The 24,398-nt window shown below is 71.4% G+C and carries 21 protein-coding genes; 11 read left to right on the top strand and 10 right to left on the bottom strand.

Annotation, left to right across the window (positions count from 1 at the left end; all coding sequences use genetic code 11):
• Positions 1 to 27: 27 nt before the first annotated feature.
• Entirely contained in the window at positions 28 to 921 is an 894-nt protein-coding gene (locus tag SAVERM_RS07860; protein ID WP_037645965.1) for an endonuclease/exonuclease/phosphatase family protein, read from the bottom strand.
• Between the two features lie 142 nt (positions 922 to 1,063).
• On the opposite strand from SAVERM_RS07860, the gene SAVERM_RS07855 reads away from it, so the two are divergent.
• Positions 1,064 to 2,368, top strand: coding sequence for a DUF6986 family protein (locus tag SAVERM_RS07855; RefSeq protein ID WP_037645967.1), 1,305 nt, complete (start codon positions 1,064 to 1,066; stop codon positions 2,366 to 2,368).
• A 215-nt stretch (positions 2,369 to 2,583) separates the two neighbouring features.
• Here SAVERM_RS07855 and SAVERM_RS07850 read toward each other — a convergent pair whose 3' ends face one another.
• Complete coding sequence (locus SAVERM_RS07850; protein WP_010982915.1) at positions 2,584 to 3,621, bottom strand: LacI family DNA-binding transcriptional regulator; 1,038 nt, start codon at positions 3,619 to 3,621, stop codon at positions 2,584 to 2,586.
• Between the two features lie 251 nt (positions 3,622 to 3,872).
• On the opposite strand from SAVERM_RS07850, the gene SAVERM_RS07845 reads away from it, so the two are divergent.
• Positions 3,873 to 4,832 carry an ROK family protein gene (locus tag SAVERM_RS07845; protein ID WP_010982914.1) on the top strand — a complete coding sequence of 320 codons (960 nt, stop codon included), beginning with the start codon at positions 3,873 to 3,875 and terminating at the stop codon, positions 4,830 to 4,832.
• A 30-nt stretch (positions 4,833 to 4,862) separates the two neighbouring features.
• Here the strand turns inward: SAVERM_RS07845 and SAVERM_RS07840 are convergent, their stop codons facing one another.
• A complete protein-coding gene (locus tag SAVERM_RS07840) occupies positions 4,863 to 6,911 on the bottom strand; it encodes an NPCBM/NEW2 domain-containing protein (RefSeq protein ID WP_010982913.1) in 2,049 nt (682 codons plus the stop codon).
• Positions 6,912 to 7,176: 265 nt separating this feature from the next.
• Between SAVERM_RS07840 and SAVERM_RS45865 the strand changes: the two genes are divergently transcribed.
• From SAVERM_RS45865 to SAVERM_RS07830, 3 genes are all read left to right on the top strand, one after another.
• The gene (locus SAVERM_RS45865; protein WP_237528738.1) at positions 7,177 to 7,332 is read left to right on the top strand and encodes a twin-arginine translocation signal domain-containing protein; all 156 of its coding nucleotides are present in this window, start codon (positions 7,177 to 7,179) and stop codon (positions 7,330 to 7,332) included.
• Positions 7,329 to 7,523 (top strand): hypothetical protein, encoded by a 195-nt coding sequence (locus SAVERM_RS07835; protein WP_010982912.1) that lies wholly within the window; start codon positions 7,329 to 7,331, stop codon positions 7,521 to 7,523. The genes SAVERM_RS45865 and SAVERM_RS07835 overlap by 4 nt, the downstream gene beginning before the upstream one ends.
• A gap of 152 nt (positions 7,524 to 7,675) precedes the next feature.
• Positions 7,676 to 8,716, top strand: a complete 1,041-nt coding sequence (locus tag SAVERM_RS07830) for an NUDIX hydrolase (RefSeq protein WP_010982911.1) — start codon at positions 7,676 to 7,678, stop codon at positions 8,714 to 8,716.
• Positions 8,717 to 8,837: 121 nt separating this feature from the next.
• Here SAVERM_RS07830 and SAVERM_RS07825 read toward each other — a convergent pair whose 3' ends face one another.
• Both SAVERM_RS07825 and SAVERM_RS07820 read right to left on the bottom strand, forming a co-directional pair.
• The gene (locus tag SAVERM_RS07825; RefSeq protein ID WP_037646210.1) at positions 8,838 to 9,566 is read right to left on the bottom strand and encodes an MBL fold metallo-hydrolase; all 729 of its coding nucleotides are present in this window, start codon (positions 9,564 to 9,566) and stop codon (positions 8,838 to 8,840) included.
• 61 nt (positions 9,567 to 9,627) lie between these two features.
• Complete coding sequence (locus SAVERM_RS07820) at positions 9,628 to 10,983, bottom strand: dipeptidase (protein ID WP_010982909.1); 1,356 nt, start codon at positions 10,981 to 10,983, stop codon at positions 9,628 to 9,630.
• Between the two features lie 184 nt (positions 10,984 to 11,167).
• Between SAVERM_RS07820 and SAVERM_RS07815 the strand changes: the two genes are divergently transcribed.
• The gene (locus SAVERM_RS07815; RefSeq protein ID WP_010982908.1) at positions 11,168 to 12,373 is read left to right on the top strand and encodes a geranylgeranyl reductase family protein; all 1,206 of its coding nucleotides are present in this window, start codon (positions 11,168 to 11,170) and stop codon (positions 12,371 to 12,373) included.
• An 83-nt stretch (positions 12,374 to 12,456) separates the two neighbouring features.
• On the opposite strand, the gene SAVERM_RS07810 is transcribed toward SAVERM_RS07815, so the two are convergent.
• Positions 12,457 to 12,909, bottom strand: a complete 453-nt coding sequence (locus tag SAVERM_RS07810) for a nitroreductase/quinone reductase family protein (protein ID WP_037645973.1) — start codon at positions 12,907 to 12,909, stop codon at positions 12,457 to 12,459.
• 185 nt (positions 12,910 to 13,094) lie between these two features.
• Here SAVERM_RS07810 and SAVERM_RS07805 point away from each other — a divergent pair, with 185 nt between their 5' ends.
• A complete protein-coding gene (locus tag SAVERM_RS07805; protein WP_010982906.1) occupies positions 13,095 to 13,829 on the top strand; it encodes a TetR/AcrR family transcriptional regulator in 735 nt (244 codons plus the stop codon).
• A gap of 53 nt (positions 13,830 to 13,882) precedes the next feature.
• Here SAVERM_RS07805 and SAVERM_RS07800 read toward each other — a convergent pair whose 3' ends face one another.
• Entirely contained in the window at positions 13,883 to 14,926 is a 1,044-nt protein-coding gene (locus SAVERM_RS07800; RefSeq protein WP_010982905.1) for a medium chain dehydrogenase/reductase family protein, read from the bottom strand.
• 185 nt (positions 14,927 to 15,111) lie between these two features.
• On the opposite strand from SAVERM_RS07800, the gene SAVERM_RS07795 reads away from it, so the two are divergent.
• The 3 genes from SAVERM_RS07795 (at position 15,112) to SAVERM_RS07785 (ending at position 17,867) form a co-directional block, all read left to right on the top strand.
• The gene (locus tag SAVERM_RS07795; RefSeq protein ID WP_010982904.1) at positions 15,112 to 15,762 is read left to right on the top strand and encodes a TetR/AcrR family transcriptional regulator; all 651 of its coding nucleotides are present in this window, start codon (positions 15,112 to 15,114) and stop codon (positions 15,760 to 15,762) included.
• Between the two features lie 105 nt (positions 15,763 to 15,867).
• Positions 15,868 to 17,205 (top strand): sensor histidine kinase, encoded by a 1,338-nt coding sequence (locus SAVERM_RS07790; RefSeq protein ID WP_010982903.1) that lies wholly within the window; start codon positions 15,868 to 15,870, stop codon positions 17,203 to 17,205.
• Positions 17,202 to 17,867: a response regulator transcription factor gene (locus SAVERM_RS07785; RefSeq protein WP_010982902.1), complete on the top strand. Its 666-nt coding sequence runs from the start codon at positions 17,202 to 17,204 to the stop codon at positions 17,865 to 17,867. The genes SAVERM_RS07790 and SAVERM_RS07785 overlap by 4 nt, the downstream gene beginning before the upstream one ends.
• Before the next feature lie 101 nt (positions 17,868 to 17,968).
• Here the strand turns inward: SAVERM_RS07785 and SAVERM_RS07780 are convergent, their stop codons facing one another.
• The gene (locus tag SAVERM_RS07780) at positions 17,969 to 19,450 is read right to left on the bottom strand and encodes an MFS transporter (RefSeq protein ID WP_010982901.1); all 1,482 of its coding nucleotides are present in this window, start codon (positions 19,448 to 19,450) and stop codon (positions 17,969 to 17,971) included.
• An 85-nt stretch (positions 19,451 to 19,535) separates the two neighbouring features.
• On the opposite strand from SAVERM_RS07780, the gene SAVERM_RS07775 reads away from it, so the two are divergent.
• Positions 19,536 to 19,946 carry a MarR family winged helix-turn-helix transcriptional regulator gene (locus SAVERM_RS07775; RefSeq protein WP_037645977.1) on the top strand — a complete coding sequence of 137 codons (411 nt, stop codon included), beginning with the start codon at positions 19,536 to 19,538 and terminating at the stop codon, positions 19,944 to 19,946.
• Between the two features lie 151 nt (positions 19,947 to 20,097).
• Here SAVERM_RS07775 and SAVERM_RS07770 read toward each other — a convergent pair whose 3' ends face one another.
• Entirely contained in the window at positions 20,098 to 21,261 is a 1,164-nt protein-coding gene (locus SAVERM_RS07770; protein WP_037645980.1) for an MFS transporter, read from the bottom strand.
• A 109-nt stretch (positions 21,262 to 21,370) separates the two neighbouring features.
• Positions 21,371 to 24,364, bottom strand: a complete 2,994-nt coding sequence (locus tag SAVERM_RS07765) for a tetratricopeptide repeat protein (protein WP_078234587.1) — start codon at positions 24,362 to 24,364, stop codon at positions 21,371 to 21,373.
• Between the last annotated feature and the right edge of the window lie 34 nt (positions 24,365 to 24,398).

Genomic DNA, 24,398 nt, shown 5'->3' with positions numbered 1-24,398 from the left:
CAGGCGCAGATCGCAGGGGCCCTCGCCTCAGGCCAGGCGCAGGGACGCCTGCACGGGCAGATGGTCGCTGGGGAACTGACCGTTCGACGAGAACGCGTTGATCGACGCGCAGTGCGCGGCCACTCCGGGCGAGGCCAGGATCCAGTCGATGCGGTCGCCGTCCGGCACCAGCGGCTTGTAGCCGTGGAACGTCCCGTACAGCTTGCCGCGTTCGGCGGCCGTGTCCCAGGTGTCCACGAGTCCGGCGCCCAGCATCGTCTCGTAGACCGCGTTCTTGTGCGCGGCGGCGTTGAAGTCGCCGGTCACCACGAGCGGCTGGGAGCGGTCGAGGCCCGCGATCCGGTCGGCGATCAGGGCGGCGGCACGCGCGCGTGCGTACTGACTCGCGTTGTCCAGGTGGGTGTTGAGGAAATGGAACGGCCGGTCGCCGTCCGCCAGATCGCGGAAGCGGACCCGGGTGACCATGCGGATGGAGCCGCCGCCCCAGGTGTTCGAACCGATCACGTCAGGGGTGTCGGAGAGCCAGAAGTGGTCGTACTCCAGCGGGGCGAGCCTGCGGGTGTCGTAGAAGACCGCCATGAACTCGTCGCGGCTGCCGCCCGCGCGGCCCGTGCCGATCCAGTCGTAGTGCGGGCCCAGGTCGGCCTCGATGTCACGCACCTGCTGGTAGAGCCCCTCCTGGGTGCCGATGACGTGGGGCCGCTCCCGGCGCAGCAGCTCGCGCATGACGGGGCGGCGAACGGCCCAGCTGTGGGGTTCCGAGGCGCTCGCGAAGCGCAGGTTGAACGTCATCACGTCCAGGCGGCGGCCTCGGTTCCGCGAGGCGGAGGCGGGCGAGGCACTGAGCAGGGGTAAGGCCGCCGCGACGGCCGCCGCGGTTCTGAGCCCCGTGCGGCGGGTCACTCGGCTGGTGTTCGACACGCGTCCTCCTTCGGTCACGAGTCAGGATGGTCCAGGAGATGCGGCCCGAGGTTCAAGAGGGTGTTGACCAGCGGGAAGCCGCCCAGATAGCTTCGTTATACGGATTGTTGATTCCGTGTAGCGGAAAATGGGAGGGTGTGGGATGGGTCAGGGCCAGCAGGAGAAGGTGGCGACGAGCCTCGCGGGCGCCGTCAGCGAGGGAATCAGCGCCACCCTCGCCCCGGTCGACGCGGAACTGGAGCGCCGCTACCCGGGAGACCCCGGCACCCGCCAGCCCGTCCACACGGTGTACGTACCCGGTGACGTGTTCGCCGCCGACACCATCCGCTCCTGGGGCGACCGCGCCCTCGCCGCGCTCGACGAACACGCCCCGGACGCCGCCTCCTTCGCCACCGCACTCGGCCTCGCCGAGGAGCTCGCCGCGCCGGTCTACGACCGCGTACGCGCCAAGCTGGAACGTGAGCCCATCGAGGACCTGCGTGTCGACTTCGAGGACGGCTACGGCCCGCGCCCCGACGCCGAGGAGGACGAGGCCGCCGCGCGTGCGGCCCGGCTGATCGCCGAGGCGTACCGGAACGGCACGGCGGCCCCGTACATGGGGATCCGCATGAAGTGCATGGAGGCGCCGGTACGCGACCGGGGCATTCGTACGCTCGACGTCTTCCTGACGGGGCTGATGGAAGCGGGCGGTCTGCCCGACGGGCTGGTCCTGACGCTGCCGAAGGTGACGTACGCCGAGCAGGTCACCGCGATGGTCCGGCTCCTCGAGGCCTTCGAGAAGGCCCGCGGTCTCGAACCGGGACGGCTCGGGTTCGAGATCCAGATCGAGACCAGCCAGTCCATCCTCGCCACCGACGGCACCGCGACCGTGGCCCGGATGATCCAGGCCGCCGAGGGCCGCGCCACCGGACTGCACTACGGCACCTTCGACTACAGCGCCTGCCTCGGCGTCAGCGCCGCCTACCAGGCCAGCGACCACCCGGCCGCCGACCACGCCAAGGCGATCATGCAGGTCGCGGCCGCCGGTACCGGGGTGCGCGTCTGTGACGGCTCCACCAACGTCCTTCCGGTCGGCCCGACCGAGCAGGTCCACGACGCCTGGCGGCTGCACTACGGGCTCACGCGGCGGGCTCTGGCCCGCGCCTACTACCAGGGCTGGGACATGCATCCGGGCCACATCCCGACCCGGTACGCGGCCGTGTTCGCGTTCTACCGCGAGGGCTTCGAGCAGGCGGCGGCACGGCTCTCGCGGTACGCCGACCGCGCGGGCGGAGACGTCATGGACGAGCCCGCGACCGCCAAGGCGCTCAGCGGCTATCTGCTGCGCGGCCTGGACTGCGGCGCCCTCGACGTCGCGGAGGTCGCCGAGGCGACCGGTCTGACCCGGACCGACCTGGAGGGCTTCGCGGGGCCCAGGCGGGGCGACCTGACGGCGTCCGCGAAGTAGCTGCCGACGCCCCGGCGGCGACACCGATGTGTGGGCGGGCACCCGGCACCGCACGACGTAGACCTGTCCGGTGACCCCGAACCCCGCCCTCGCACGGCGGAGTCGACAGGGACGGGCACGGGCCCCTCGGGCCGAGCGGCCGGGTACCTCCGTGGACGCGCGCGGTGCCGGAGCGAGGGCCGGCACCCCGCGGTGTGCACTCGTCCGTCGGCGGTTCAGTCCGCCGGCGGGAGCTCGCCCGAGCCGCGGGTGATCAGCCGGGTCGGGAGCTCGATGCGCTCGGGAGTGACGAGCGAGCCGTCCAGCTGCCGGAACAGGCGCTCGGCGGCCGTACGGCCGAGGGCGGCCGCGTCCTGCGCGACGACCGTGACGCCCGGCTGGAGGAGGTCGGCGAGTTCGAAGTCGTCGAAGCCGACGAGGGCGATGCGGCGGCCGTGCTCGGCGAGGACACGTACGACGGTGACGGTCACGCGGTTGTTGCCCGCGAAGACCGCGGTGACGGGGGAGGGGCCCGACAGCATCTTCTCGGCGGCCCGGCGCACCCGCTCGGGATCGGTGACGCCCAGGGACATCCAGGAGTCCTCGACCGGTATGCCCGCGTCCTCCATCGCGGCCCGGTAGCCGCGCAGCCGCTCGACGGCGGTGTGGATGCGGGGCATGTCACCGATGAAGCCGATCCGGCGGTGGCCGTGGCCGATGAGATGGGCGACGCCGGCGCGGGCACCGCCGAAGCTGTCCGACAGTACGGCGTCGGCGTCGATGCGTCCGGCGGGGCGGTCCACGAACACCGTGGCGACGCCCGCCTTTATCTCGGGCTCCAGATAGCGGTGGTCGTCACCGGCGGGGATGACGACGAGCCCGTCCACGCGCCGTGCGCACAGGGCCAGCGCCAGCTCCTGCTCGCGGTCCGGGTCCTCGGCGCTGGAACCGTTGATCAACAGGGCGCCGTGGGCCCGGGCGACCTCCTCGACCGCGCGACTGAGAGGGCCGTAGAAAGGGTCGGCGAGATCCTCCAGGACCAGGCCGATGCTCGCGGTGCTGCCCTTGCGCAGCACCCGCGCGCTGTCGTTGCGGCGGAAGCCCAGCGCGTCGATCGCCTCCTGGACGCGGCGCTCCGTGTCGGGGGTGACGCCCGGCTCGCCGTTGACTACGCGGGAGACCGTCTTCAGGCCGACACCGGCACGCGCCGCCACGTCCTTCATGGTCGGACGGTTGCCGTAGCGGTTCTCGGCTCTGCGGGCGGTCTCTGCCACGATGCGCTGTCCTGTCCTGTCGTCCACGGGGATGCGTCGGGCCCCGGGGTTGTATGAGGATGTGGCGTCGAGCATAGAGCCTGGACAACGTTGTCAGACTCGGGAGAGACTGTCCATCGCAACTCCGGCCTGCGCCTTCCCCCAGGGGCGCACCGTTCAGCCCGCTCTCGGCCGGGGACCCGGACCCGGAACCGTGACGGCAGTCGCCGTGCCGGGACCGGTACGACACGGCATTGGGAGATCTGAAACTGATGCACACCGACCTCGTGGCCGCGCTCGACATCGGCGGCACCAAGATCGCCGGAGCGCTGGTGGACGGCCACGGCCGGATCCTGTTGCGTGCCCAGCGCGCCACGCCCGCGCAGGAGGACGGCGACACCGTGATGGGTGCCGTCGAGGACGTCATAGGCGAGTTGACCGGCTCCTCGCTGTGGGGCGGGGCGACGGCCGTCGGCATCGGCAGCGCGGGCCCCGTGGACGCCTCCGCGGGCACGGTGAGCCCCGTGAACGTGCCGGGGTGGCGCGACTACCCGCTGGTCGAGCGGGTCCGCAAGGCCACGGCGGGGCTGCCCGTCGAGCTGATCGGCGACGGTGTGGCGATCACGGCGGCCGAGCACTGGCAGGGCGCGGCTCGCGGCCACGACAACGCGCTGTGCATGGTCGTGTCCACCGGCGTCGGCGGTGGCCTGGTCCTCGGCGGGCAGTTGCACTCGGGCCCCACCGGCAACGCGGGCCACATCGGGCACATCAGCGTGGACCTCGACGGCGACCTGTGCCCATGCGGTTCCCGCGGCTGCGTGGAGCGCATCGCGAGCGGACCCAACATCGCGCGCCGCGCGCTGGAGGGCGGCTGGCAGCCGGGCCCCGACGGTGACACCTCGGCCGCCGCGGTGGCCGCCGCCGCGCGGGCGGGCGACCCGGTGGCCGTGGCCTCCTTCGAGCGGGCGGCCCAGGCGCTGGCCGCGGGGATCGCCGCGACCGCGACCCTCGTCGAGGTCGACATCGCCGTCATCGGCGGGGGAGTGGGCAAGGCGGGGGATGTCCTCTTCACGCCGCTGCGGGCCGCGCTGCGGGACTACGCCACCCTGTCGTTCGTGCAGCGGCTGACCGTGACGCCCGCGCAGATGGGCACGGACGCCGGTCTGGTCGGCGCCGCGGCGGCCGCGCTCAGCAGGAAGCCGAGCGCGACCGCCGTCGGGGTGAGCGGCTGAGGCCGACGGCTCCCGGCCCCTTGCCCGACGTCAGCAGCTGAGCTTGGCGTCCGCCCAGTCCGCGTGGTCCGAGGTGATGCCGTTGCCGCCGTCGGTGACGACCAGCCGGACCACCTGGGCGCCGGTCACATCGGCCGAGAGCGGTCGCGCCGGCATCGCGGTGGTCAGGACCCCGGTCGAGGCGACTCTGGTGCCGTCCGCCCAGATCTCGAAGGTGACGCTGCCATTGGTGTCCTGCTCGTCGTCGACCCCCACGTCCGCGGTGACTGTCTCGCACGACCTGCCGGTGTAGTACGCGATGGTGCTCTCGGCGTGCACACCGATCCCCTTGGCGTGGACGACGCCGTCGACAGTGATCGGACGACCGTCGCCGGCGGCGCTCTCACCGTTGCTGGTGTTGCGCTCCACCGGGCCCCAGCCGTTGGTCGTCGACATCCAGGGCAGGTCCCCGAGGTAGGAGACGCCCGAGGGCGGGGCCGGCACCACGGACGCCGCGAGCGGCACCAGGGTCTCGGCGCGTACCCCCGTCGGCGAGCGGTAGGTCGCCTTCAGCGTCAGGTCGTACGAGCCGGCGGCCGTGCCGTCGGGCGCGGTGACCTTCCACTTCGTGCGCAGCGAACGGCCTGTCGGCACCGTGCCCGCGGTGGTCGGCGAGGTCGCCCTCACCCGCCACCCCCGGGGCCCGCTCAGTGTCACGGAGACACGCTTCGCGGGCGTACGGCCGAGGTCGGTGAGCGCCGAGGTCAGGGCGACCGTCCTGCCCGCCTCCAGCAACGGGCTGCCGTCCACGCCCAGTTCGACGGCGGGCGGGTTCTTGGCCCATGCGGCGTCGGCCGAGACCCGTACGAGGACCGTCCCGTGCGCCGGGACGGTCGCCGAGATCGTGCCGGCGGTGTTGTAGCTCCTGTGCTGCCACAGATCGCGCAGCGTGTACGCGTGTGCCTTCGGCAGTCCTACGGCCTGCGCGGTGGTGGTGATCCGCTGTGCGCTGTCCGTCTCGTTGAAGAGGGCCACCGCCCGGCTGCCGTCCTTCATCTCCTTGGTGACGGCCCAGCGTCCGCCCTCGGAGGAGAGCACCGTGCCCTGCTTGCCCAGCGGGTCCTGGTCGACGGCGATGACCTCCTTGTTGTCGAGGATGTCGAAGGTCGCGGCGGACGCCTTGCGCAGGTCCGAGCCGATGAGCAGCGGCGCGGCCATGATCGACCACATCGAGAAGTGGGTGCGGTACTCGGTGTCGGTCATGCCGCTGTTGCCGACCTCCAGCATGTCCGGGTCGTTCCAGTGGCCGGGACCGGCGTACGGCGCGAGGGGCAGATTCTGCTTGAGGATCGACAGCATCGAGCCCCAACTGTCGCTGATGTCCCCGGTCGTACGCCACAGCTGTCCGACGTCCGACGCCCACTCCCAGGGCTTGTTCTCGCCCCACTCGCAGAGGCTGTAGACGATGGGGCGCCCCGTGGCCTTCAGCGCGTCACGCATCGTGGTGTAGCGGAGCTTCGCGTCGACACCCTGGTTGTTGCAGTTGTCGTACTTGAGGTAGTCGACGCCCCAGTCCGCGAACTGTTGGGCGTCGCTGTACTCGTGGCCCAGCGCGCCCGGGAAACCGGCTTCGTTGCATGTCTTGGTGCCCGCGCTGGTGTAGATGCCGAGCTTGAGCCCTTTGGAGTGCACATAGTCGGCAACCGCCTTGATTCCACCCGGGAATCGAGCGGGATCCGGCACCAACTTGCCGTTCGAGTCCCGGGCCGGCAGGGCCCAGCAATCGTCCAGGTTGACGTACTGGTACCCGGCGTCCTTGAGACCCTTCTCGACGAAGATGTCGGCTGTCCCCTTGACCATGTCCTCGTTGAACTCCGGTCGGCATCCCGTGGAGTTCCAGTTGTTGAAGCCCATCGGCGGGGTGAGGGCGAGGCTGTCGGCCGGCCGGGGCGAGACCGGACCGGCGGCGGGAGCGGCGAGGGCCGGCGCCGCGAGCCCGGCCGTACACAACAGTCCTGCGGTGAGCGCTCCGACGACTCTTCGGCGGGTTGTGCGGGTTGTGCGGGTTGTGCGGGTTGTGCGGGCGTAGGGGTGACGCATCGTTACGTTCCTCCGAGCGCGCTAAAGGCGGGATGTCACCATGTTCACGTCAACCATGCACTTTTACGTTAGAACGTGTCGGACTCTGTTGGAAGAGGGCGGTAGTGTTTGTTCGATATCCCGCCAGAACCCTTGACGGCGCCCTCACATGGGAGTGAGATCCAAGCCGCGCGTTCGGTTGTGTGAGGTGGCAGCCCGTTGAGGGGGACGTGGCACAGCCATCGTTGAGGGGCCTGGCGCATCCGGGGACGAGGCAGGACATCGGATGTCCCGGCGGAATCTCTTGCGCGGCACGGCCGTGGGAGCGGGCGCGGTCACGCTTCCCGACGGGAGTCACGCTCGGGTCCTCGAAGGGACAGTGTGGCCGAAACGGGGACCGGGCCGTGACTCATGCCCGGTTCCGCAGTTGAACCGGGCATGAAGAAGCGCAGCATGCTCGCCATCGCCTCCCTCGCCGCCGGGTTCGTCGTCGCCGCAGTCACTCCGTCCCACGCCGTGGACGGCGACGTAATCGGTGATCTGAACGTCAACGACACGATCAGCACCGTCGACCACACCATCAACAGCGACAGCCTGGCCGTGGACGACAACGCCCTGGGACGGAAAGGCTGACGGGATCCGATGGTCGCGGCGCCGGTGCCCCGGGGACGGGGGCACCGGCGCCGCGGCGTGTCGGACACGCCGAGGCGCCCTCATCAGGGCCTGGTTTCCGTGGCAGGGTGGAGAGGGCAAGCCACAGGGGGGCCAACAGAAGAGGGGGAACCGTGATCGTCTGGATCAACGGTGCGTTCGGTGCGGGGAAGACCACCACCGCACGGGAACTGATCGAACTGATCCCGAACAGCGCGCTCTTCGACCCCGAGGTCATCGGCGGCGCACTCACGCACCTGCTGCCGCCCAAACGCCTCGCCGAGGTCGGCGACTTCCAGGACCTGCCGATCTGGCGACGGCTCGTGGTCGACACCGCGGCCGCGATGCTCGCCGATCTCGGTGGTGTCCTGGTGGTTCCGATGACCCTGCTGCGACAGGAGTACCGCGACGAGATCTTCGGTGGCCTCGCCTCCCGGCGCATTCCCGTACGCCATGTCCTCCTCGCCCCGGCGGAAACGATCCTGCGGGAGCGAATAGCCGAGCGGGAGATCCCCGCAGACCTGGCTGACGGCGAGATGCGGGTACGGCAGTGGTCGTACGACCACATCGAGCCCTACCGGGCCGCCCTCGCCGCCTGGCTCACCGCCGACGCCCACCCCGTCGACACCAGCGCCCTCACCCCGTACGAGACCGCCCTGCGGATCGCCGAGGCCGTGCGCACCGGGGACGCGCCCGCGTGCGACATCGTGCAGACCCCCGAGCCGACCGCCGAGACCCTCGCCGCGGGTGTGCTCCTCTTCGACGAACAGGACCGGGTACTGCTCGTCGACCCCACCTACAAAGCCGGCTGGGAGTTCCCCGGAGGTGTCGTCGAACCCGGCGAGGCGCCCGCACGGGCCGGCATGCGCGAGGTCGCCGAGGAGACCGGCATCCGGCTCGACGAGGTACCCCGGCTCCTCGTCGTCGACTGGGAAGCGCCTGTGCCGCCGGGCTACGGCGGACTGCGCTTCCTCTTCGACGGAGGGCTCCTCGACAGCCATGAGGCCGGACGCCTGGTGCTGCCCGGGCCCGAACTGCGCGACTGGCGCTTCGTCACCGAGGAGGAGGCGGCCGGGCTGCTGCCGCCCGTGCGGTACGAACGGCTCCGCTGGGCGCTGCGCGCACGCGAGCGCGGTGCGGCGCTGTATCTGGAGGCCGGGATCCCGCTCGGCTGACCCCGACCCGGCGGACTCGCGCGGGGCGTGCCGGTGGCCCGGTCGTCGGCCCGGCCGGTCCGCCGCACCGCCCCGCACCGCCCCGCCCCGCACCAAGACTGTCCGCCGCGGACGACGACCGCTACACCTCGTCGTACGTCCGCGCCGACGCGCGCAGCGCCCCAGCGGCAGCGCCGACCACCGGACCGCCGTGGCCGAAGCAGGCGATGTCCGCGTCGAGTGATGCCAGTCGGCGGAACGAGTCGACGGCCTGGGCCCGGTCGACGTTGAACACGCCGAGCATGACGCGGCCGTCGACGGGCGAGGCCGCGACGGCGTCTCCCGTGAACAGCACGCCGTGCTCGGGGAGATGGAAGGCGACACTCCCGGCCGTGTGCCCCGGGGCGTGGACGACGCGTGCGCCACCGCCGAAGTCCAGGACATCGCCGTCGGACAGTTCGGCGACGGCCTCGGGCCGCACCTGGTCGGGGGACCGCTCCGGCAGGAGCTTGCTCACCCCGGCATGGATCGGTCGCTCCCAGTCCTCGAACACCGGCGGCGGTCCGGGGAGCTCGCCCCGTACGACCGGCGCGTCCAGCCGGTGGGCCGACACACGAGCGCCGCTCAACGCCGCGAACTCGCCCGCCCCGCCCGCGTGGTCCTCGTGGAAGTGGGTCAGCACGATGCGTCGTACGTCCTCGGGGCGACGCCCGATGCCGGTGAGCGCCTGGACGATCGAGGCGGCCGAGCCGACCGCACCCGCATCGATCAGCGTCGACTCGTCGCCGTCGCACCAGAGATACGCCTGGCCGACGGCGAAGCGCAGCAGATGGAGTGCGGTACGCCCCGAGAGGACTTCGATGACCTGCATGAGGCGAACGTAGAGGGCCATCGCCCGGTGGGGGAGGGCCCTCTGCTGTGGGCAGACTGGCTCAGACCGCCGCGTAGTTGCGCAGGAACAGGGCCTCCGCCACCGAGAGCCGCTCCAGCTCCTCCGGAGACACGCTCTCGTTCACGGCGTGGATCTGCGCCTCCGGCTCGCTCAGGCCGATCAGCAGGATCTCCGCCTGCGGGTACAGGGAGGCGAGCGTGTTGCACAGCGGGATGGAGCCGCCCTGGCCCGCGTACTGCATCTCCTGGCCCGGGTAGGCGACCGACATCGCCTCGGCCATCGCCGCGTACGCCGGGCTGGTGGTGTCCGCACGGAACGCCTGGCCCTGGCCGATCTGCTCCGTGCTCACCCGCGCGCCCCACGGTGTGTGCGCCTCCAGGTGGGCCTGGAGCAGCTTGGCCGCCTCGGCCGCGTCCACGCCCGGCGGCACCCGAAGACTCACCAGCGCCCGGGCGCCGGCCTGCACGGACGGGGTCGCCCCGACGACCGGCGGGCAGTCGATGCCGAGCACGGTGACGGCCGGACGCGCCCAGATGCGGTCGGCGACGGCGCCGGAACCGATCAGCTCCACGCCGTCGAGCACCTTGGCGTCCTTGCGGAACTGCTCCTCCTCGTACCGCAGCCCCTCCCACCGGGCGTCGCCGGTCAGCCCGTCGACGGTGGTCGATCCGTCCTCAGCCCGCAGCGAGTCCAGTACGCGGATCAGCGCGCCCAGCGCATCGGGCGCCGCGCCGCCGAACTGCCCCGAGTGCAGGTTGCCTGCGAGCGTGTCGACCTTCACGCGGACGAGCGTCATACCGCGCAGCGTCGACGTGACCGTCGGCTGACCCACCCGGAAGTTGCCCGCGTCGCCGATGACGATGGCGTCGGCGGTCAGCAACTCGGGGTGCTGCTCGGCGTACCGCTCGAGACCACCGGTACCCTGCTCCTCCGAGCCCTCGGCGATCACCTTGACGTTCACCGGAACGCCACCGTTCGCTTTGAGCGCACGCAGGGCCAGCAGGTGCATGACGACGCCGCCCTTGCAGTCGGCGGAACCGCGCCCGTACCAGCGGCCGTCGCGCTCGGTCAGCTCGAAGGGCGGGCTGACCCAGGCCGTCTCGTCCAGCGGCGGCTGCACGTCGTAGTGCGCGTACAGCAGCACGGTCTTCGCGCCCGCCGGGCCGGGCAGGAACCCGTACACCGACTGTGTGCCGTCCGGGGTGTCGAGCAGTGCCACGTCCTGGAAGCCCTCGTCGCGCAGCGCCTCCGCGACCCACTTGGCGGCACCCTCGCTCTGGCTCTTCGGGAACTGGTCGAAGTCCGCCACCGACTTGAAGGCCACCAGCTCGGTGAGCTCCGCTTTCGCCCGCGGCATCAGGGAGGCGACGGTCTCGGCGACCGGATTCGACGACATGGGCACGCTCCTTGTAGGTGCGACGTTGTACTTATGAGTACGGGTGTCCGTGCGGTGCGTACGCGTGTTCTGGTGTGCAGGGCGCATACGCTGCCGATCCTCCCACAGGGGCCGGCGGCGACGCCCGCCGTAGGATGCCTGAGACAGGTGCGGCAAGCGGCTTGATCGGGAGCAGTAGACCATCGTGAGCAGCGAGAACTCTTCGACGGACGACGCGCAGCAGGTTTGGGATGTCGTCGTGGTCGGCGCGGGGCCCGCGGGCGCCTCGGCCGCCTATGCGGCAGCGGTCGCGGGACGCAGTGTCCTGCTCCTCGAGAAGGCGGAGCTGCCCCGTTACAAGACGTGCGGCGGCGGCATCATCGGCCCTTCGCGTGACGCGTTGCCACCCGGCTTCGAGCTGCCCTTCCAGGACCGGGTGCACGCGGTCACGTTCTCGAACAACGGCCGGTTCACGCGCACCCGTCGCTCCAAGCAGATGCTGTTCGGCCTGATCAACCGGCCCGAGTTCGACCAGCAGCTCGTCGAGCACGCACAGAAGGCGGGCGCCGAACTCCGTACGGGTGTCACGGTCTCGCGGGTCGAGCAGCACGGGTCCGCCGTACCGGACCGCCGCACGGTCGCCGTCGTCCTTCAGGGCGGCGATTCCCTGCTCGCGCGGGCCGTCGTCGGGGCGGACGGCAGCGCCAGCCGGATAGGCGCGCATGTCGGTGTGAAGCTCGACCAGGTCGACCTCGGCCTGGAGGTGGAGATCCCGGTGCCGGAGACCGTCGCCGAGGATTGGCAGGGGCGGGTCCTGATCGACTGGGGGCCGATGCCCGGCAGTTACGGCTGGGTGTTCCCCAAGGGGGACACGCTCACCGTCGGTGTGATCTCGGCGCGAGGTGAAGGTGCCGCCACCAAGCGGTACTTGGAGGACTTCATCGCCCGGCTCGGCCTCGCCGGTTTCGAACCGAGCATCTCCTCAGGTCACTTGACCCGCTGCCGTGCCGACGACTCGCCGCTGTCGCGCGGGCGGGTGCTGGTGTGCGGTGACGCGGCCGGGCTCCTCGAGCCGTGGACCCGGGAGGGCATCTCCTTCGCGCTGCGGTCGGGACGGCTGGCGGGGGAGTGGGCGGTCCGTATCGCCGAGGCCCACGACGCCGTGGACACGCGGCGCCAGGCCCTGAACTACGCCTTCGCGATCAAGGCGGGGCTGGGCGTCGAAATGAGCGTCGGCAAGCGCATGCTCACGGCGTTCGAGCGCCGTCCCGGCATGTTCCACGCGGCGCTCACCGGCTTCAGGCCCGCCTGGAAGGCGTTCGCGCAGATCACCCGGGGTGCCACCTCGCTCGGCGAACTCGTCCGCAGCCACCCGATGGCGGGGCGTGTCCTGACCTCGCTGGATCGGTAGGCGCAGCGGTACGGCGGTGCGACGGGTGCGGGCAGGCAGGGGCGGCGGGGTACGCCGGGTAGGTCAGGTACGCCGGGCCCGGATCACGGCTTGACCGTGATCCGGAACACCGGGTGGTCGGGGGCGGCCGCGATCAGCTCCTCGTCGGTTGACTTGGCCGTCACGCCCTTGAAGTACTGGTTGACCTCCCAGCCCCACTTCTCGAGGTAGGCCCGCAGGACGGGGAGCTTCTCCTCGTCGGGAAGTTCCACCGCGGTGAACGCGCGCACCGTGCGGCCGACCCGCAGCTCACCGCCTCCCGCGACGCGCATGTTGCGCACCCACTGGGAGTGGCCGCGGGCCGAGACCAGGTATTCGGCGCCCTCGTACGGGTGCGGGTTGACGGGGATGCGCTGCTGCTGCCCGCTCTTGCGGCCGCGCACCGAGAGCTCGGCCGTGCCCTTGAGGCTGAATCCGCGGCGGGCGAGCCAGCCGATGACGCCGTTCATGCGGATGGTGAACCGGCTGCCCTGGAGGTAGTACGGGGACGACGACATGCTGACTCCCGACGCTTTGGAGAGCGGTGCTCTCGCTTGAGAGGAGTGTGCATGAGATCGGCGCTCCAAAGCAAGAGCAGTGCTCTCAGTTATGGGCACTGCTCTCCACCCGGAGCACTGCTCCGGACTGTGTGCACTGCTCCGAACTGTGTGCACTGCTCCGAAAGCATGGGACACTGCCCGGCATGAGCACCGCACGAGGAGCCCGCGCCCGAGCCCGGACCGAAGTGACCGCCGCGATCAAGGACGAGGCGCGCAGACAACTCGCTGCGGAAGGCGCCGCCAGGCTCTCGCTGCGGGCCGTCGCCCGCGAGCTAGGCATGGTCTCCTCCGCGTTGTACCGCTACTTCCCCAGCCGCGACGACCTGTTGACCGCCCTCATCATCGACGCCTACGACTCCCTCGGTGAGACCGCCGAGGCGGCGCACGCCAAGGGTTCCGACGCGGCGAACCATGCCCAGCGGTGGGTCGCCGTGTGCGAGGCGGTGCGCGGTTGGGCGCTGGCTCATCCGCACGAGTACGCGCTGATCTACGGTTCGCCGGTGCCCGGTTACGTAGCGCCCGACACCACCGTGCCGGCCGCGTCCCGCGTCGGCCTGGTTCTCATGGGCATCGTCCGCGACGCGCACCAGGGACCCGGTGTCGTCGGCTCGCGGCTGCCCGCCGAACTCGAGCCCGAGGCCCGGCGGATGGCCGCCGATCTCGCGCCGGACCTTCCGCCGGCGACGGTCGTGGCGCTCGTCGCGGCCTGGGCGAAGCTCTTCGGGCTGGTCGGCTTCGAGCTGTTCGGCCAGTTCCACCGGTTGGTCGAGGACCGTGAGCCGTTCTTCCGGCACGCCGCCGCCCAGCTCGCCCACGACGTGGGTCTGGTCTTCACCGGGCCGACCCCGCCGCGCGGCGGGAGTAAGCAGGGGCCCTGAGACCGGCAGGGTACGGGGCACGCGGGTCGCACCCCCGGGTCCGGCGGGTCGTACTACGGGATCAGCACGACCTTGCCGGCGACCGTCCCCGACTCCGCCAGCCGCATCGCTTCGGCGACGCGCGCGAGCGGGAGCCTGGCGGCGATCCTGGCGGTGACCTCGTCGCGCTGGAGGGCCGCGAACACCTCGGTGAGGTCGGCGCGCAGCCGGGCGCGGAAGCGGTTCTTGCTCAGGGCGCGGCCCGCCCAGACGTTGAAGAAGTACGCGCGACGGCCGTTCGGCAGGGTGTTCCACAGCCACACCCGGCCGAGGATCTTCAGTACGGGCCACTGCTTGGAGCCCGTGTCGTCCCGGGTGGCGGCGCTGCCGTAGGAGACGAGGGTGCCGCCCGGTGCGAGCAGCCGCCAGGAGTCGATCACGCTCCGTCCGCCGACGTGGTCGAACACGGCGTCCACCCCGTTCGGAGCCAGTTCGCGGACCCGGCCGGGGACGTCCTCGGTGCGGTAGTCGACCGGGGTCACGCCCAGTTCACGCAGGGCGTCGTGATGGCGCGCGGACGCCGTGCCGATCACCTTCACGCCCGCGGCGCGCGCGAGCTGCACGAGGACCGTGCCCACGCCGCCGTTGGCTCCATGGACGAGGACTGTCTGCCCGGCGCGCACCCGGGCTTTGCGGTGGAGCATCTGCCACGCGGTGATTCCGTTGACCACCAGTGTCTCCGCCTCAGCCGCCCCGACGCCGGCGGGCACCTCCACCGCGTCCGCCGCGTCGATCACCACATGACTGGCCCAGCCACCGACCTTCGTCAAGGCGGCCACCCGCTTGCCGACCAGGCCGGGAGTGACTCCGCTGCCGGCCGCGCGCACGGTGCCGACCAGGTCGTAGCCCGGGACGAAGGGGAACGGCGGCTGGTCGTAGTACCGGCCGCGGCGCATCTGCTGCTCGGCGAAGGAGACGCCGGTGGCCTCCATCGCGATCAGGATCTGCCCGGCTTCCGGGGCCGGTAGCGCCCGGTACCGGAGCTGAAGCCCCTCCGGTTCCACCGTGCCGGGCAGCACGACCTCGAGGAGTTCCCTGCTCGCGATGACGCCTTCCATGACGACCTCCGTCTAGAGTCACTTGCTTGCGTTAGAAGCTATAACGAGAATGACTAGCGCTCGCGATGGTGTCAAGCCCTTGCTTCCATCTCTGTTACTGGCTCTATCTCTGGTGATAGGTTGAAACGAAGAGTGCGGCGAAGAGTGAGACGAAGCGGTGAAGGCAGAGGGGAGCGTCGCGGACGATGGCCGGAGTCAAGGAGAGTCCCCGAGAGCGGTACCGGGCCCAGGTGCGCTCGGAGATCAAGGAACGGGCCTGGGAGCAGATCGCCACCGCGGGCGCGTCAGGGCTGTCCCTGAACGCGATCGCCAAGCAGCTGGGCATGAGCGGCCCGGCGCTCTACCGCTACTTCGCCGGCCGCGACGAACTGATCACCGAGCTGATCCGGGACGCCTACCGCAGCCTCGCGGACGCCTTCCGCGCCGCCGCCGAGTCGGGCGCCGACCTCGTAGGACTGGCGCACGCGATGCGCGACTGGGCACTCGGCGACCCCCAGCGGTACTTCCTCGTCTACGGCACGCCCGTACCTGGCTATCACGCACCCGAGGACGTCACCGCGATCGCCTCGGAGATCATGTCGACCCTGCTCGACGCGTGTGCGGCGGCGCCGGGCGCGGCCCCGCACGGCGACGCGTTCGACGAACACCTCGCGGACCACCGCCCATGGGCGGCCGACCACCCCGCCCCGCCCGCGGTCCTGCACACGGCGCTGGCCTTCTGGACCCGTCTGCACGGCGTCCTGTCCCTGGAACTCGCCGGCCACTTCACGGGCATGGGCTTCGACCCGGCCGCGCTCTTCGCAGCCGAGATCGACGACCTGTCGGCCACGCGGTAGCCGGGAGAGGGCGCGCCCCGGCCGACCTGTACTCCCCGGGGAGTAGACGTGATCACCACGCTCGGCCGACGCCGCCCACTCCCCGTGCCGTCTAGCGTGAACGCCATGGAGGAACAGCGCGCGAACGCCCAGGGGTGGCGGCACGGACCACCGTGGTGGCGCCGCTGGGTCGACGACCGGCGCCAGGGCCGTGGCCGCGGTCCCCGTCTGCCGTGGCGCTCGACGGCGCTGCTCACCGTCCTGGTACTCGTCGGCTCGGACTTCGCCGCGCACGTGCAGGAGGGGGGCCGTGCGCCGCTGGACCCCTTCGCGCGCGCACTGCTGCTCCTCGGTTCGGCCCTCCTGCTGTGGCGGCATCGCCATCCGGTGCCCGTCGTCTTCGGTACGGCGGCGGCCGCGATGCTGTATCTGGGTGCCGGATATGCGTACGGGCCGGTGTTCCTCATCGTCGCCGTCGGCTGCTACAGCGCGGTTGTCGCCGGGCACCGCAGGGCCGCGTGGACCGCGGTCGGCATGCTCTGGGCCGGACATGTGGTGGTGTCGCACTGGCTCTACCGGTGGCTGCCGCCCTCCGGGGACGCGCCCGCCCCCTGGGGGCAGGAGATCGTCATCGTCACCTGGGTGGTGGCGATCATGGCGGTGTCGGAGCTGGCACGGCTACGCCGTGAGCAGTGGGCCCGCGAACGCGCCGAGCGGGCACAGGCGGCCCGGCGGCGCGCCGACGAGGAGCGGCTGCGGATCGCCCGCGAACTGCACGACGTCCTCGCGCACAGCATCTCGGTGATCAACGTTCAGGCGGGCGTCGGTCTCGCGCTGCTCGACTCCGACCCCGAGCAGGCGCGCACGGCGCTCACCATCATCAAGGCGGCCGGCAAGGAGGCGTTGGGAGAGGTGCGGCACGTACTCGACACCCTGCGCACGCCCGACGAAGCGCCGCGTGCGCCGGCGCCCGGGCTCGACCGGCTGTCGGAACTGGTCGAGCAGGCGGCGAGCGCGGGGTTGACGGTCGAGATCGAGGGCGAGGTGCCGAAGCTCGCGCCCGGCACCGATCTCGCCGCCTTCCGGATCGTCCAGGAGGCACTGACGAACGTCGTACGGCATTCGGGATCGCGGCACGCGCGCGTGCTGATCGACGACGGCCGGGGCGACACCGGCGGTGACCTCCCAGGTGACGCGCGGGCCGGCACTCGGGTCGACCCCCACGCGAGCACGCAGGGCGGCACCCAGGGCGTACTGCGTCTCCGTATCGACGACGACGGGCCCGCGGCCGGCGTCGACGCGGGCGGCAGTGGGAACGGGCTCGCCGGAATGCGCGAACGGGCCGCCGCGCTGGGTGGCACGATCGAGGCGGGACCGCGCGCCGACGGCGGTTTCCGGGTGCTTGCCGTACTGCCGTTCAGGGCGCCGCCCGAGGAGACCCTTCAGATCAAGGAGGACCGGTGATCCGGGTACTGCTCGCCGACGACCAGTCGCTGGTCAGGGCGGGGTTCAAGGCGCTGCTCGACGCACAGCCGGACATCGACGTGGCCGGCGAGGCCGCCGACGGCGAGGAGGCCTTGCGCAAGGTGCGCGAACTGCGCCCGGACGTCGTGCTGATGGACATCCGCATGCCGTTCCTCGACGGCCTGGCGGCGACCCGCCGGATCACCGACGACGCGGACCTCGGGCACGTCAAGGTGGTCATGCTCACCACCTTCGAACTCGACGAGTACGTCTTCGAGGCGATCCGCTCCGGTGCCTCCGGCTTCCTCGTCAAGGACACCGAGCCGGACGAACTCCTGCGTGCGGTAAGGGCGGTGGTCCAGGGCGACGCACTGCTCTCGCCCGGGGTGACCCGGCGGCTGATCTCCGAGTTCGCGGCCCGCTCCAAGGCGCCGGCGGCCGCCGACTCCCTCGCCGGACTCACCGAGCGGGAGCGGGAGGTGATGGCGCTGGTCGGTTTCGGTCTGTCCAACGACGAGATCGGCCGCCGCCTGGTCGTCAGTCCCCTCACCGCCAAGACGCACGTCAGCCGGACGATGGTCAAGCTGGGTGCCCGCGACCGGGCCCAACTCGTGGTGCTGGCCTACGAGTCGGGGTTGGTGCGGCCGGGCTGGCTGGGCTGATCCCCGGACCCGCACCCCGAGTCAAACAGGCGTGCGCCCGGCGGGCGGTCAACCGCGCCGGACGCACACCACGGAGGCTCCCCCTGGGGCATGTTGAGGCCCTAGTCGTGTACTGCCACGCGCTCCGCCTCCGGCGCCTTCTGGGGTGACTCCGCGACCACGACGGACGCCTGGGTGCGCCGCGTCCGCAGTCCCGTGAGAGTGATCAGCAGGCCCGCGAGGGCGATCCCGGTCACCACGATCAGACCGGGGCGGTAACTGTCCAGCACCGCCTGCGGGGAGGAGCCCTCGGGCGCGTTCGCCGTGACCACGGCCGTCACGACCGCCAGGAAGATCGCGCCGCCCACCTGCACCGAGGTGTTGAGCAGGCCGGAGACCATGCCCTGCTCGTGGTCGTCCACACCGTTGGTGGCCTGGATGTTGAGCGAGGGGAAGACCAGCGCGCAGGCCGCGCCGATCAGTAGCATCGTCGGCAGAATGACCGCCGCGTACGAAGGATCGAGGCTGATGCGCAGGAACAGCGCGTATCCGACGACCATCAGCGCGAAGCCCGCCGCGATGAGGCGCGGGGTGCCGAAGCGGTCGACGACGGCCCCGACCTTCGTGGAGGACAGCGCGACCAGTGCGCCGGCGGGCAGGAAGGCGAGCGCGGTGTGCAGCGCCGACCAGCCGAGCAACGACTGCATGTAGAGCGTCACCAGGAACTGGAAACCGACGTACGAGCCGAAGAACGCCATCGCGCCCAGCTGTGCCCGGATCTGACTGCCGGAGCGCAGCACCCCGAGCCGGATCAGGGGACCCGGTGATCGCCGCTCGACCCGGACGAAGACCGTGAGCAGGGCGGCGACGGCGAGGAAGGAGAGCAGCGTGCGGGCCGACGCCCAGCCGGCCTCGGGGGCCTCCACGACGGTGAAGACGAGCAGCAGCATCGACGCGGTGCCGAGGATGGCGCCGGGGATGTCATAGCCGTTGTGGTCCTTCTCGCGTTCGCTGCGAGGGAGCAGCTTCAGACCCGCGAGCAGCGCGATCACCGCGATGGGCGCGGGCAGCAGCATGGTGAGGCGCCAGCTGGCTTCGGTGAGCAGTCCGGACAGCACGAGACCCATCGAGAAGCCGGTGGCCGCGCAGGTGGTGTAGATGGAGAGCGCGCGATTGCGCAGCGGGCCCTCGGCGAAGGTCGTGGTGATGATCGACAGGCCCGCCGGCGCGGTGAACGCGGCGCTCAGGCCCTTGATGAAGCGGCTGGCGATCAGCAGCGGCCCCGAGTCGACGAGGCCGCCGAGCAGCGAGGCGAGCGCGAAGACGCCCAGGGCCACCAGGAAGACCTGGCGGCGGCCCAGCAGGTCGGCGGTGCGTCCGCCGAGGAGGAGCAGTCCGCCGTATCCCAGGATGTAGCCGCTGACGATCCATTGGAGCGTCGAGGTGGAGAGGTCGAGTTCGGAGCCTATGGACGGCAGGGCGACGCCGACCATCGACACGTCCAGCGCGTCCAGGAACATCGCGGCGCAGAGCACCAGCAGGGTGCCCCACAGCCGAGGGGTCCAGCGTCCCCCGGACACGGAGGTGGTGAGCGGAGAGGTCATAGGGAAGACAGTACATGCGCATGCATTGAATGCAAATGCATTTAATTCCGATGCAACAAACTCGATTTTTTGCTACCGTGCGTCCATGGCGGCGAAGAAGGCCGAGCAAGTGCTCGTGGACCAGTGGCGCGGGATTCTCGCGGTGCATGCGCGTACGTTGTGCGAGCTCGACCGCGAGTTGCACCCGCATGGTCTGGGCGCCAGTGACTTCGAGGTGCTCGACGTGCTGGCCGAGGGTGCCGCGCCGGACGGCGGCAGCGGCTACCGCGTGCAGGAGATCGCCGACCGCGTCCATCTCAGTCAGAGCGCCCTGTCCCGGCTGATCGGCCGCCTGGAGAAGGACGGCCTCGTGACGCGCGGGATGTGCCCGGAGGACCGGCGCGGCGTGCAGGTGTGCCTCACCCCGAAGGGCCGCGCCCTGCGTGACGAGGTGCTGCCGGTGCAGCGCGCGGTGCTGACGCGGATGCTGGCGGGCGACGCGGCCGAGTGCGGCTGACCGTCTGCGGCTGTCCGTCTGTGACGGACTGTATGTGACGGGCCGTCTGCCGCCCTGAGGGGTCGCGGGGAGCGAGGACCGCGAAAGTCTCCTGGCTGCCCGCTGCCCGCTGCCCGCTGCCCGCTGCCCGCTGCCCGCTGCCCGTCGCCCGTCAGTCTGCCGTCGTACGCCGTGTCACGAAGCCGATCGCCGCGGCCACCGCCGCGAGTGCCGCCACGCTCGTGAGTGCCGCCGGCAGGGAGTACCAGTCCGCCATGAAGCCGATCGCGGGCGGCCCGAGGAGCATGCCGCCGTATCCGAGCGTGGAGGCGATCGCGACTCCGCTCGGGCCCGCCAGCGCGCCGGCGCGTTCGACGGCGACCGGGAACAGGTTCGCGAGGCCGAGCCCCGTGACCGCGAAGCCGAGCAGTGCCGCCCACACCGAGGGGGCGAGCGCGCCGAGGAGCATGCCGGCCGCGGCGGTCGTGCCGCCCACGACCACGGTGCGGGTCCGGCCCAGCCGTTCGAGGAGTGCCGTTCCGCTCAGCCGGCCGGCCGTCATGGCGAGGGCGAAGCAGGAGTAGCCGGCGGCCGCGACGCCCGGGTGGGCGTCCAGGTCCTGCTCCAGGTGCAGGGCGCCCCAGTCGGCCATCGCGCCCTCCCCGAACGCCGTGCAGAGCGCGATGAGGCCGAAGACGAGGACCAGTCCGCGCGTACGGCCGTCGAGAGGCCGCCGGGCGTGTTCCTCCTGTCGCGGGCGGTCCGGCGGCACCGGGGGCTCGTGACGGAGCAGGGTGCGCCCCGCGACCGCCGTCACCAGCAGGCCGACCATGGTGAGGGCGAGCAGATGGTGGGTGGGGGACAGATGGGCGGCGACCAGTCCGCCGAGCCCGGCGCCGACCATCCCGCCGAGGCTGAAGGCGGCGTGGAAGCTCGGCATCACAGGCCTGTGCAGCGCGGTCACCAGATCGACGGCCGCGCTGTTGAACGCCACGTTGATCCCGCCGTACGCCGCTCCGAAGACCAGGAGCACCGCGCCCAGGGCCGGTACGGAGTGCGTCAACGGCGGCAGCGCGACGCTCACCGACAGCAGGACGCCGCAGACCACCGTCACCGGGTGGCTGCCGAAGCGGCGGCAGAGGCGTCCGGTGAGCATCATGGTGATCACCGCACCGGCCGAGACTCCGAGCAGCGCGAGTCCGAGTGTGCTCGCCGACGCGCCCGTCTGCTCCTTGATGGCCGGAATCCGGACGACCCAGCCGGCGAAGACGAAGCCGTCCAGGGCGAAGAAGACGGTGAGGGCGACGCGGAGCCGGGTGAGGTCGGTGTTCGGCACGACGCTGGGCGAACAGGTTTTGTTTATTTGCGGCACAAAGTCAGACTAGGTGGAGGCAGGGAGCGGGGACAAGGGAGTGGACGGGCTGCACGAGGGCCGGCACGCCGTGTCACGGATGGTCTCCGGTCGCGGCGGCGGAGACATCCTGGAGTTCGTCGTCCAGTTGCCGCAGCAGGGGATGATCGGCGGGGTGCACGCCCAGATAGATCTCTCGCCCCGTTTCGAGATCCTCGAGCGCCTTCTGCAACTGTCCCCGCTTCTTGTGGATGAGTGCCCTGCGGTAGCAGGCCTCGGCCACGTAGGGATGCCGGGAGCCGTACTTGTCGGTGTAGATCCGGTGCGCGTTCGTCACCTCCGTCATGGCCGCTTCGCTGTTGCCCTGGTCGAGCAGCAGATGCGCGTAGCGGACGAGGGCGCAGGCGCGGTCCGGATGGTCCCCGTTCATATGCGGTGCGGACAGTACGCGGTCGAAGGTCCGCTTCGCCTCGCCCAGCAGACGCGCGGCCTCGAGGTCCCCCGGGGACGAACGCTCCCGGGCACCGGCGCGCTGGTCGCCGCGCCCGCGATACCGCATCGCCCGTTGCCTGAGGGTCTCGCCGAGATGGACGGAGGAGGACAGGACGAGGGGGTGGCCCTCGGCGTACTTCGCGTCCTTGAGGACGGCCAACGCGGTCCTCAGGTGGTGTTCGGCCGCTTCCAGATCACGGGAGTCGAGCAGGGCCAGCCCCAGTGCCTCGTGCACCGACGCGGTGTCGTCACGCCGGGCCCGCTCACCGCCTCCCGGGGTCTGTTCGAGCAACTGGAGCGCCTCTCGGTGGTGGCCGATCGACTCCGGGAGCCGTCCCTGCCGCCAGCGGACGACACCCAGGTCGCGCAGGCTCTCGGCCACCTTCACCGGGTCGGCGTCGCCCCTTCTGCGCAGGCGCCGGATCGTCTGTTCCACGACCGCGGACGCCGCCGCGAAGTCACCCAGTTCGCGCAGCACCTCGCCCAGTTGCAACCGGCTGTCGAGTGTGCGGAGGTCCCCCTCGCCGAGCAGCCGGGTGCGGATGTCGAGGGCGCGCTCGGCGAAGTCCCGCGCCTCCGGCAACTCGGCGCGCAGCACCTTGAGCCGGCTGATGCAGAACAAGGTGTCGGCGACCAGCGGGTGCGAGCGGTCTCTGAGGCGTTCCCGCTGGTGCAGGGCTTCCATCAGGAGCCGCTCCGCCTCGTTGTGGTCGCCCTGCGCCCGGAAGTACTCACCCACGCTCTGCAACAGGGTGGCGGTGTTCTCGTCGACCACCGAGTGGTCCCGGCAGTGGCCCAGCACCACGCGGGCGTGCGGGAGCAGTTCGACGCACTGGGGCCAGGTCCTGACACGGTCCGGATCCTCCGGGAACCACCCGTTGACCAGGCGGGCCGCGTCGGCCGCGTGGACCGAGCGCTCGTGGGCCGTCATCGCCTCGCGGATGACGGCCTGCACCCTGGTGTGCATGACCAGCTGGCCCTCACCCGTCAGCAGGGAGTAGCTCTTCGCGGTACCCGTGATCCGCAGGTAACGCGCCGGCTCCGTCACGCTCTCGCAGAGCGCCGCCGGGAGCAGGTCGGTGCGGTCCGCCGCGTTGTCGAAGAAGTAGCTGGGGATGCCTTGCGGGGCCAGGAACGCGCACAGACGCAGGAGCAGACCGGCGACCTCGTCCTTCGCTTCGACCTGGTTGAAGGAGAGGATCCACGCCTCGGCGCCGCTCGGGCTCACATCGGCACGGGCGGGCGGGGTCAGGCTGGAGGGCAGCTCCAGCGCGCGCAGATAGGAGTCGATGTCGGGCGACTGGCGCAGATAGGCGGCGGCGTGTTCGAGCGGGAGGGGTAACCGCCCCAGACGTTCGACGATGCGCCCCAGGCCGGTCACGTCGTCGACACCGCTCGCGTCCCTCAGGAAGGCCACCGCTTCCTCGGCGGAGAACTCCTCGAGGGCGATGCGATGCGGGGCGATCCGCTGCCAGGCGGGGCTGACCGAGGTGATCAGGACCTGGCCGCCGTTCCTGGCGTCGGGCAGTAACTCGCGGATGGCCGAATCGTCCTCGGCCCCGTCGTAGATCAGCAGTGACTTGGTCCTGGGCAGCTCGTTGAGGAGCAGGCGGCGCAGCGTCTGCTCCGGGTCGCGTTCCTCCTGGGCCGCCACCGCACCCGGCTGCCGCTCCCGCCGTTCCTGGAGCGCGCGGGCCAGGGCGATGAGGCTCGCCCGCGCGGTCGGGGGATGGCTGGCCTCGACCATCCAGATGACGTCGAACAGATCCTCGTACCGGCGGGCGTACTCCAGTGCGAGTCTGGTCTTGCCGATGCCGCTCAGGCCGTGGATCGCGCAGATCCGTCCGTCGCCGGAGACGTTCACCCTGCCCAGGACCTCCCGCAGCAGGGCGAGTTCCGTACGCCGGGCCGTGAAGTGCGAGACGCCGCGCGGCTGGAGATTGGTGACCAGGGCGCCTTCGCCCGGGTAGCGTGGTTCGGCCTCGCCGGCCACGTGGGGGGCGGTGTAGTCGGGCCGGGGGCCCGCACCGGCGTGGTGCAGCCGGGCGTCGACGGTGGCGGCTGCCTCGGCGGCGGTGCGGCCCGCCAGGCTGAGCACCTCGTACCCCGCCCACCTGGTCAGCGCGGGATCGCGGTGGGTGGTCGCCAGGGCCAGGACGGTCCTGCCCCGCGTGCGGGACGGACGGGTCTCCTCCGTGGCGGGACCCGCGTCGTCCAACGCCCGGGAGAGGATGATCAGTTCGTGGTCCGGGGCCACCTCCGGCGGGGGCGGCACGGTACGCTCCGTGGCCGCCCAGGACCGGGTGGAGGTCAGATACCCGATGCGCCGCAGCCGCCACGCCAGCCAGAGTGCCCAGGGTTCGTCGCCGTCCGGGTGACTGATCAGGACATGGGGCGGGGGCCCGCCGGCGCGGGCGCGCAGGGAGTTCGCGGCGTACGCGCCGATGCCGGTCCCGCCGGCCAGCAGACAGATCAGCAGGGCTTGGACGCCGCCGTCGACGAACTTGACCCCTGTTCCCGCCCCCGCGGCGACCGCCGCTCCCGTGAACACCAGTACCTGGTCCAGGCGTCGCCGCACCCGGTTACTACGGCGCATGGGATCCCCCCGTCCAACACCGTCCCCCGATGAG

This window comes from Streptomyces avermitilis MA-4680 = NBRC 14893 (assembly GCF_000009765.2).
In the GTDB taxonomy this organism is placed as follows: Bacteria; Actinomycetota; Actinomycetes; order Streptomycetales; family Streptomycetaceae; genus Streptomyces; species Streptomyces avermitilis.
The sequence above is the reverse complement of the archived record's forward strand: the minus strand, read 5'-3'. Positions and strand labels throughout refer to the sequence as shown.

Coding starts and splice junctions, on each gene's coding strand:
- SAVERM_RS07840 (WP_010982913.1), bottom strand. CDS start 6,911: ATGCGTCACCCCTACGCCCGCACAACCCGCACAACCCGCACAACCCGC.
- SAVERM_RS07820 (WP_010982909.1), bottom strand. CDS start 10,983: ATGTCGTCGAATCCGGTCGCCGAGACCGTCGCCTCCCTGATGCCGCGG.
- SAVERM_RS07810 (WP_037645973.1), bottom strand. CDS start 12,909: ATGTCGTCGTCCCCGTACTACCTCCAGGGCAGCCGGTTCACCATCCGC.
- SAVERM_RS07835 (WP_010982912.1), top strand. CDS start 7,329: ATGAAGAAGCGCAGCATGCTCGCCATCGCCTCCCTCGCCGCCGGGTTC.
- SAVERM_RS07855 (WP_037645967.1), top strand. CDS start 1,064: ATGGGTCAGGGCCAGCAGGAGAAGGTGGCGACGAGCCTCGCGGGCGCC.
- SAVERM_RS07780 (WP_010982901.1), bottom strand. CDS start 19,450: ATGACCTCTCCGCTCACCACCTCCGTGTCCGGGGGACGCTGGACCCCT.
- SAVERM_RS07800 (WP_010982905.1), bottom strand. CDS start 14,926: ATGGAAGGCGTCATCGCGAGCAGGGAACTCCTCGAGGTCGTGCTGCCC.
- SAVERM_RS45865 (WP_237528738.1), top strand. CDS start 7,177: ATGTCCCGGCGGAATCTCTTGCGCGGCACGGCCGTGGGAGCGGGCGCG.
- SAVERM_RS07765 (WP_078234587.1), bottom strand. CDS start 24,364: ATGCGCCGTAGTAACCGGGTGCGGCGACGCCTGGACCAGGTACTGGTG.
- SAVERM_RS07795 (WP_010982904.1), top strand. CDS start 15,112: ATGGCCGGAGTCAAGGAGAGTCCCCGAGAGCGGTACCGGGCCCAGGTG.
- SAVERM_RS07790 (WP_010982903.1), top strand. CDS start 15,868: ATGGAGGAACAGCGCGCGAACGCCCAGGGGTGGCGGCACGGACCACCG.
- SAVERM_RS07775 (WP_037645977.1), top strand. CDS start 19,536: ATGGCGGCGAAGAAGGCCGAGCAAGTGCTCGTGGACCAGTGGCGCGGG.
- SAVERM_RS07845 (WP_010982914.1), top strand. CDS start 3,873: ATGCACACCGACCTCGTGGCCGCGCTCGACATCGGCGGCACCAAGATC.
- SAVERM_RS07825 (WP_037646210.1), bottom strand. CDS start 9,566: ATGCAGGTCATCGAAGTCCTCTCGGGGCGTACCGCACTCCATCTGCTG.
- SAVERM_RS07805 (WP_010982906.1), top strand. CDS start 13,095: ATGAGCACCGCACGAGGAGCCCGCGCCCGAGCCCGGACCGAAGTGACC.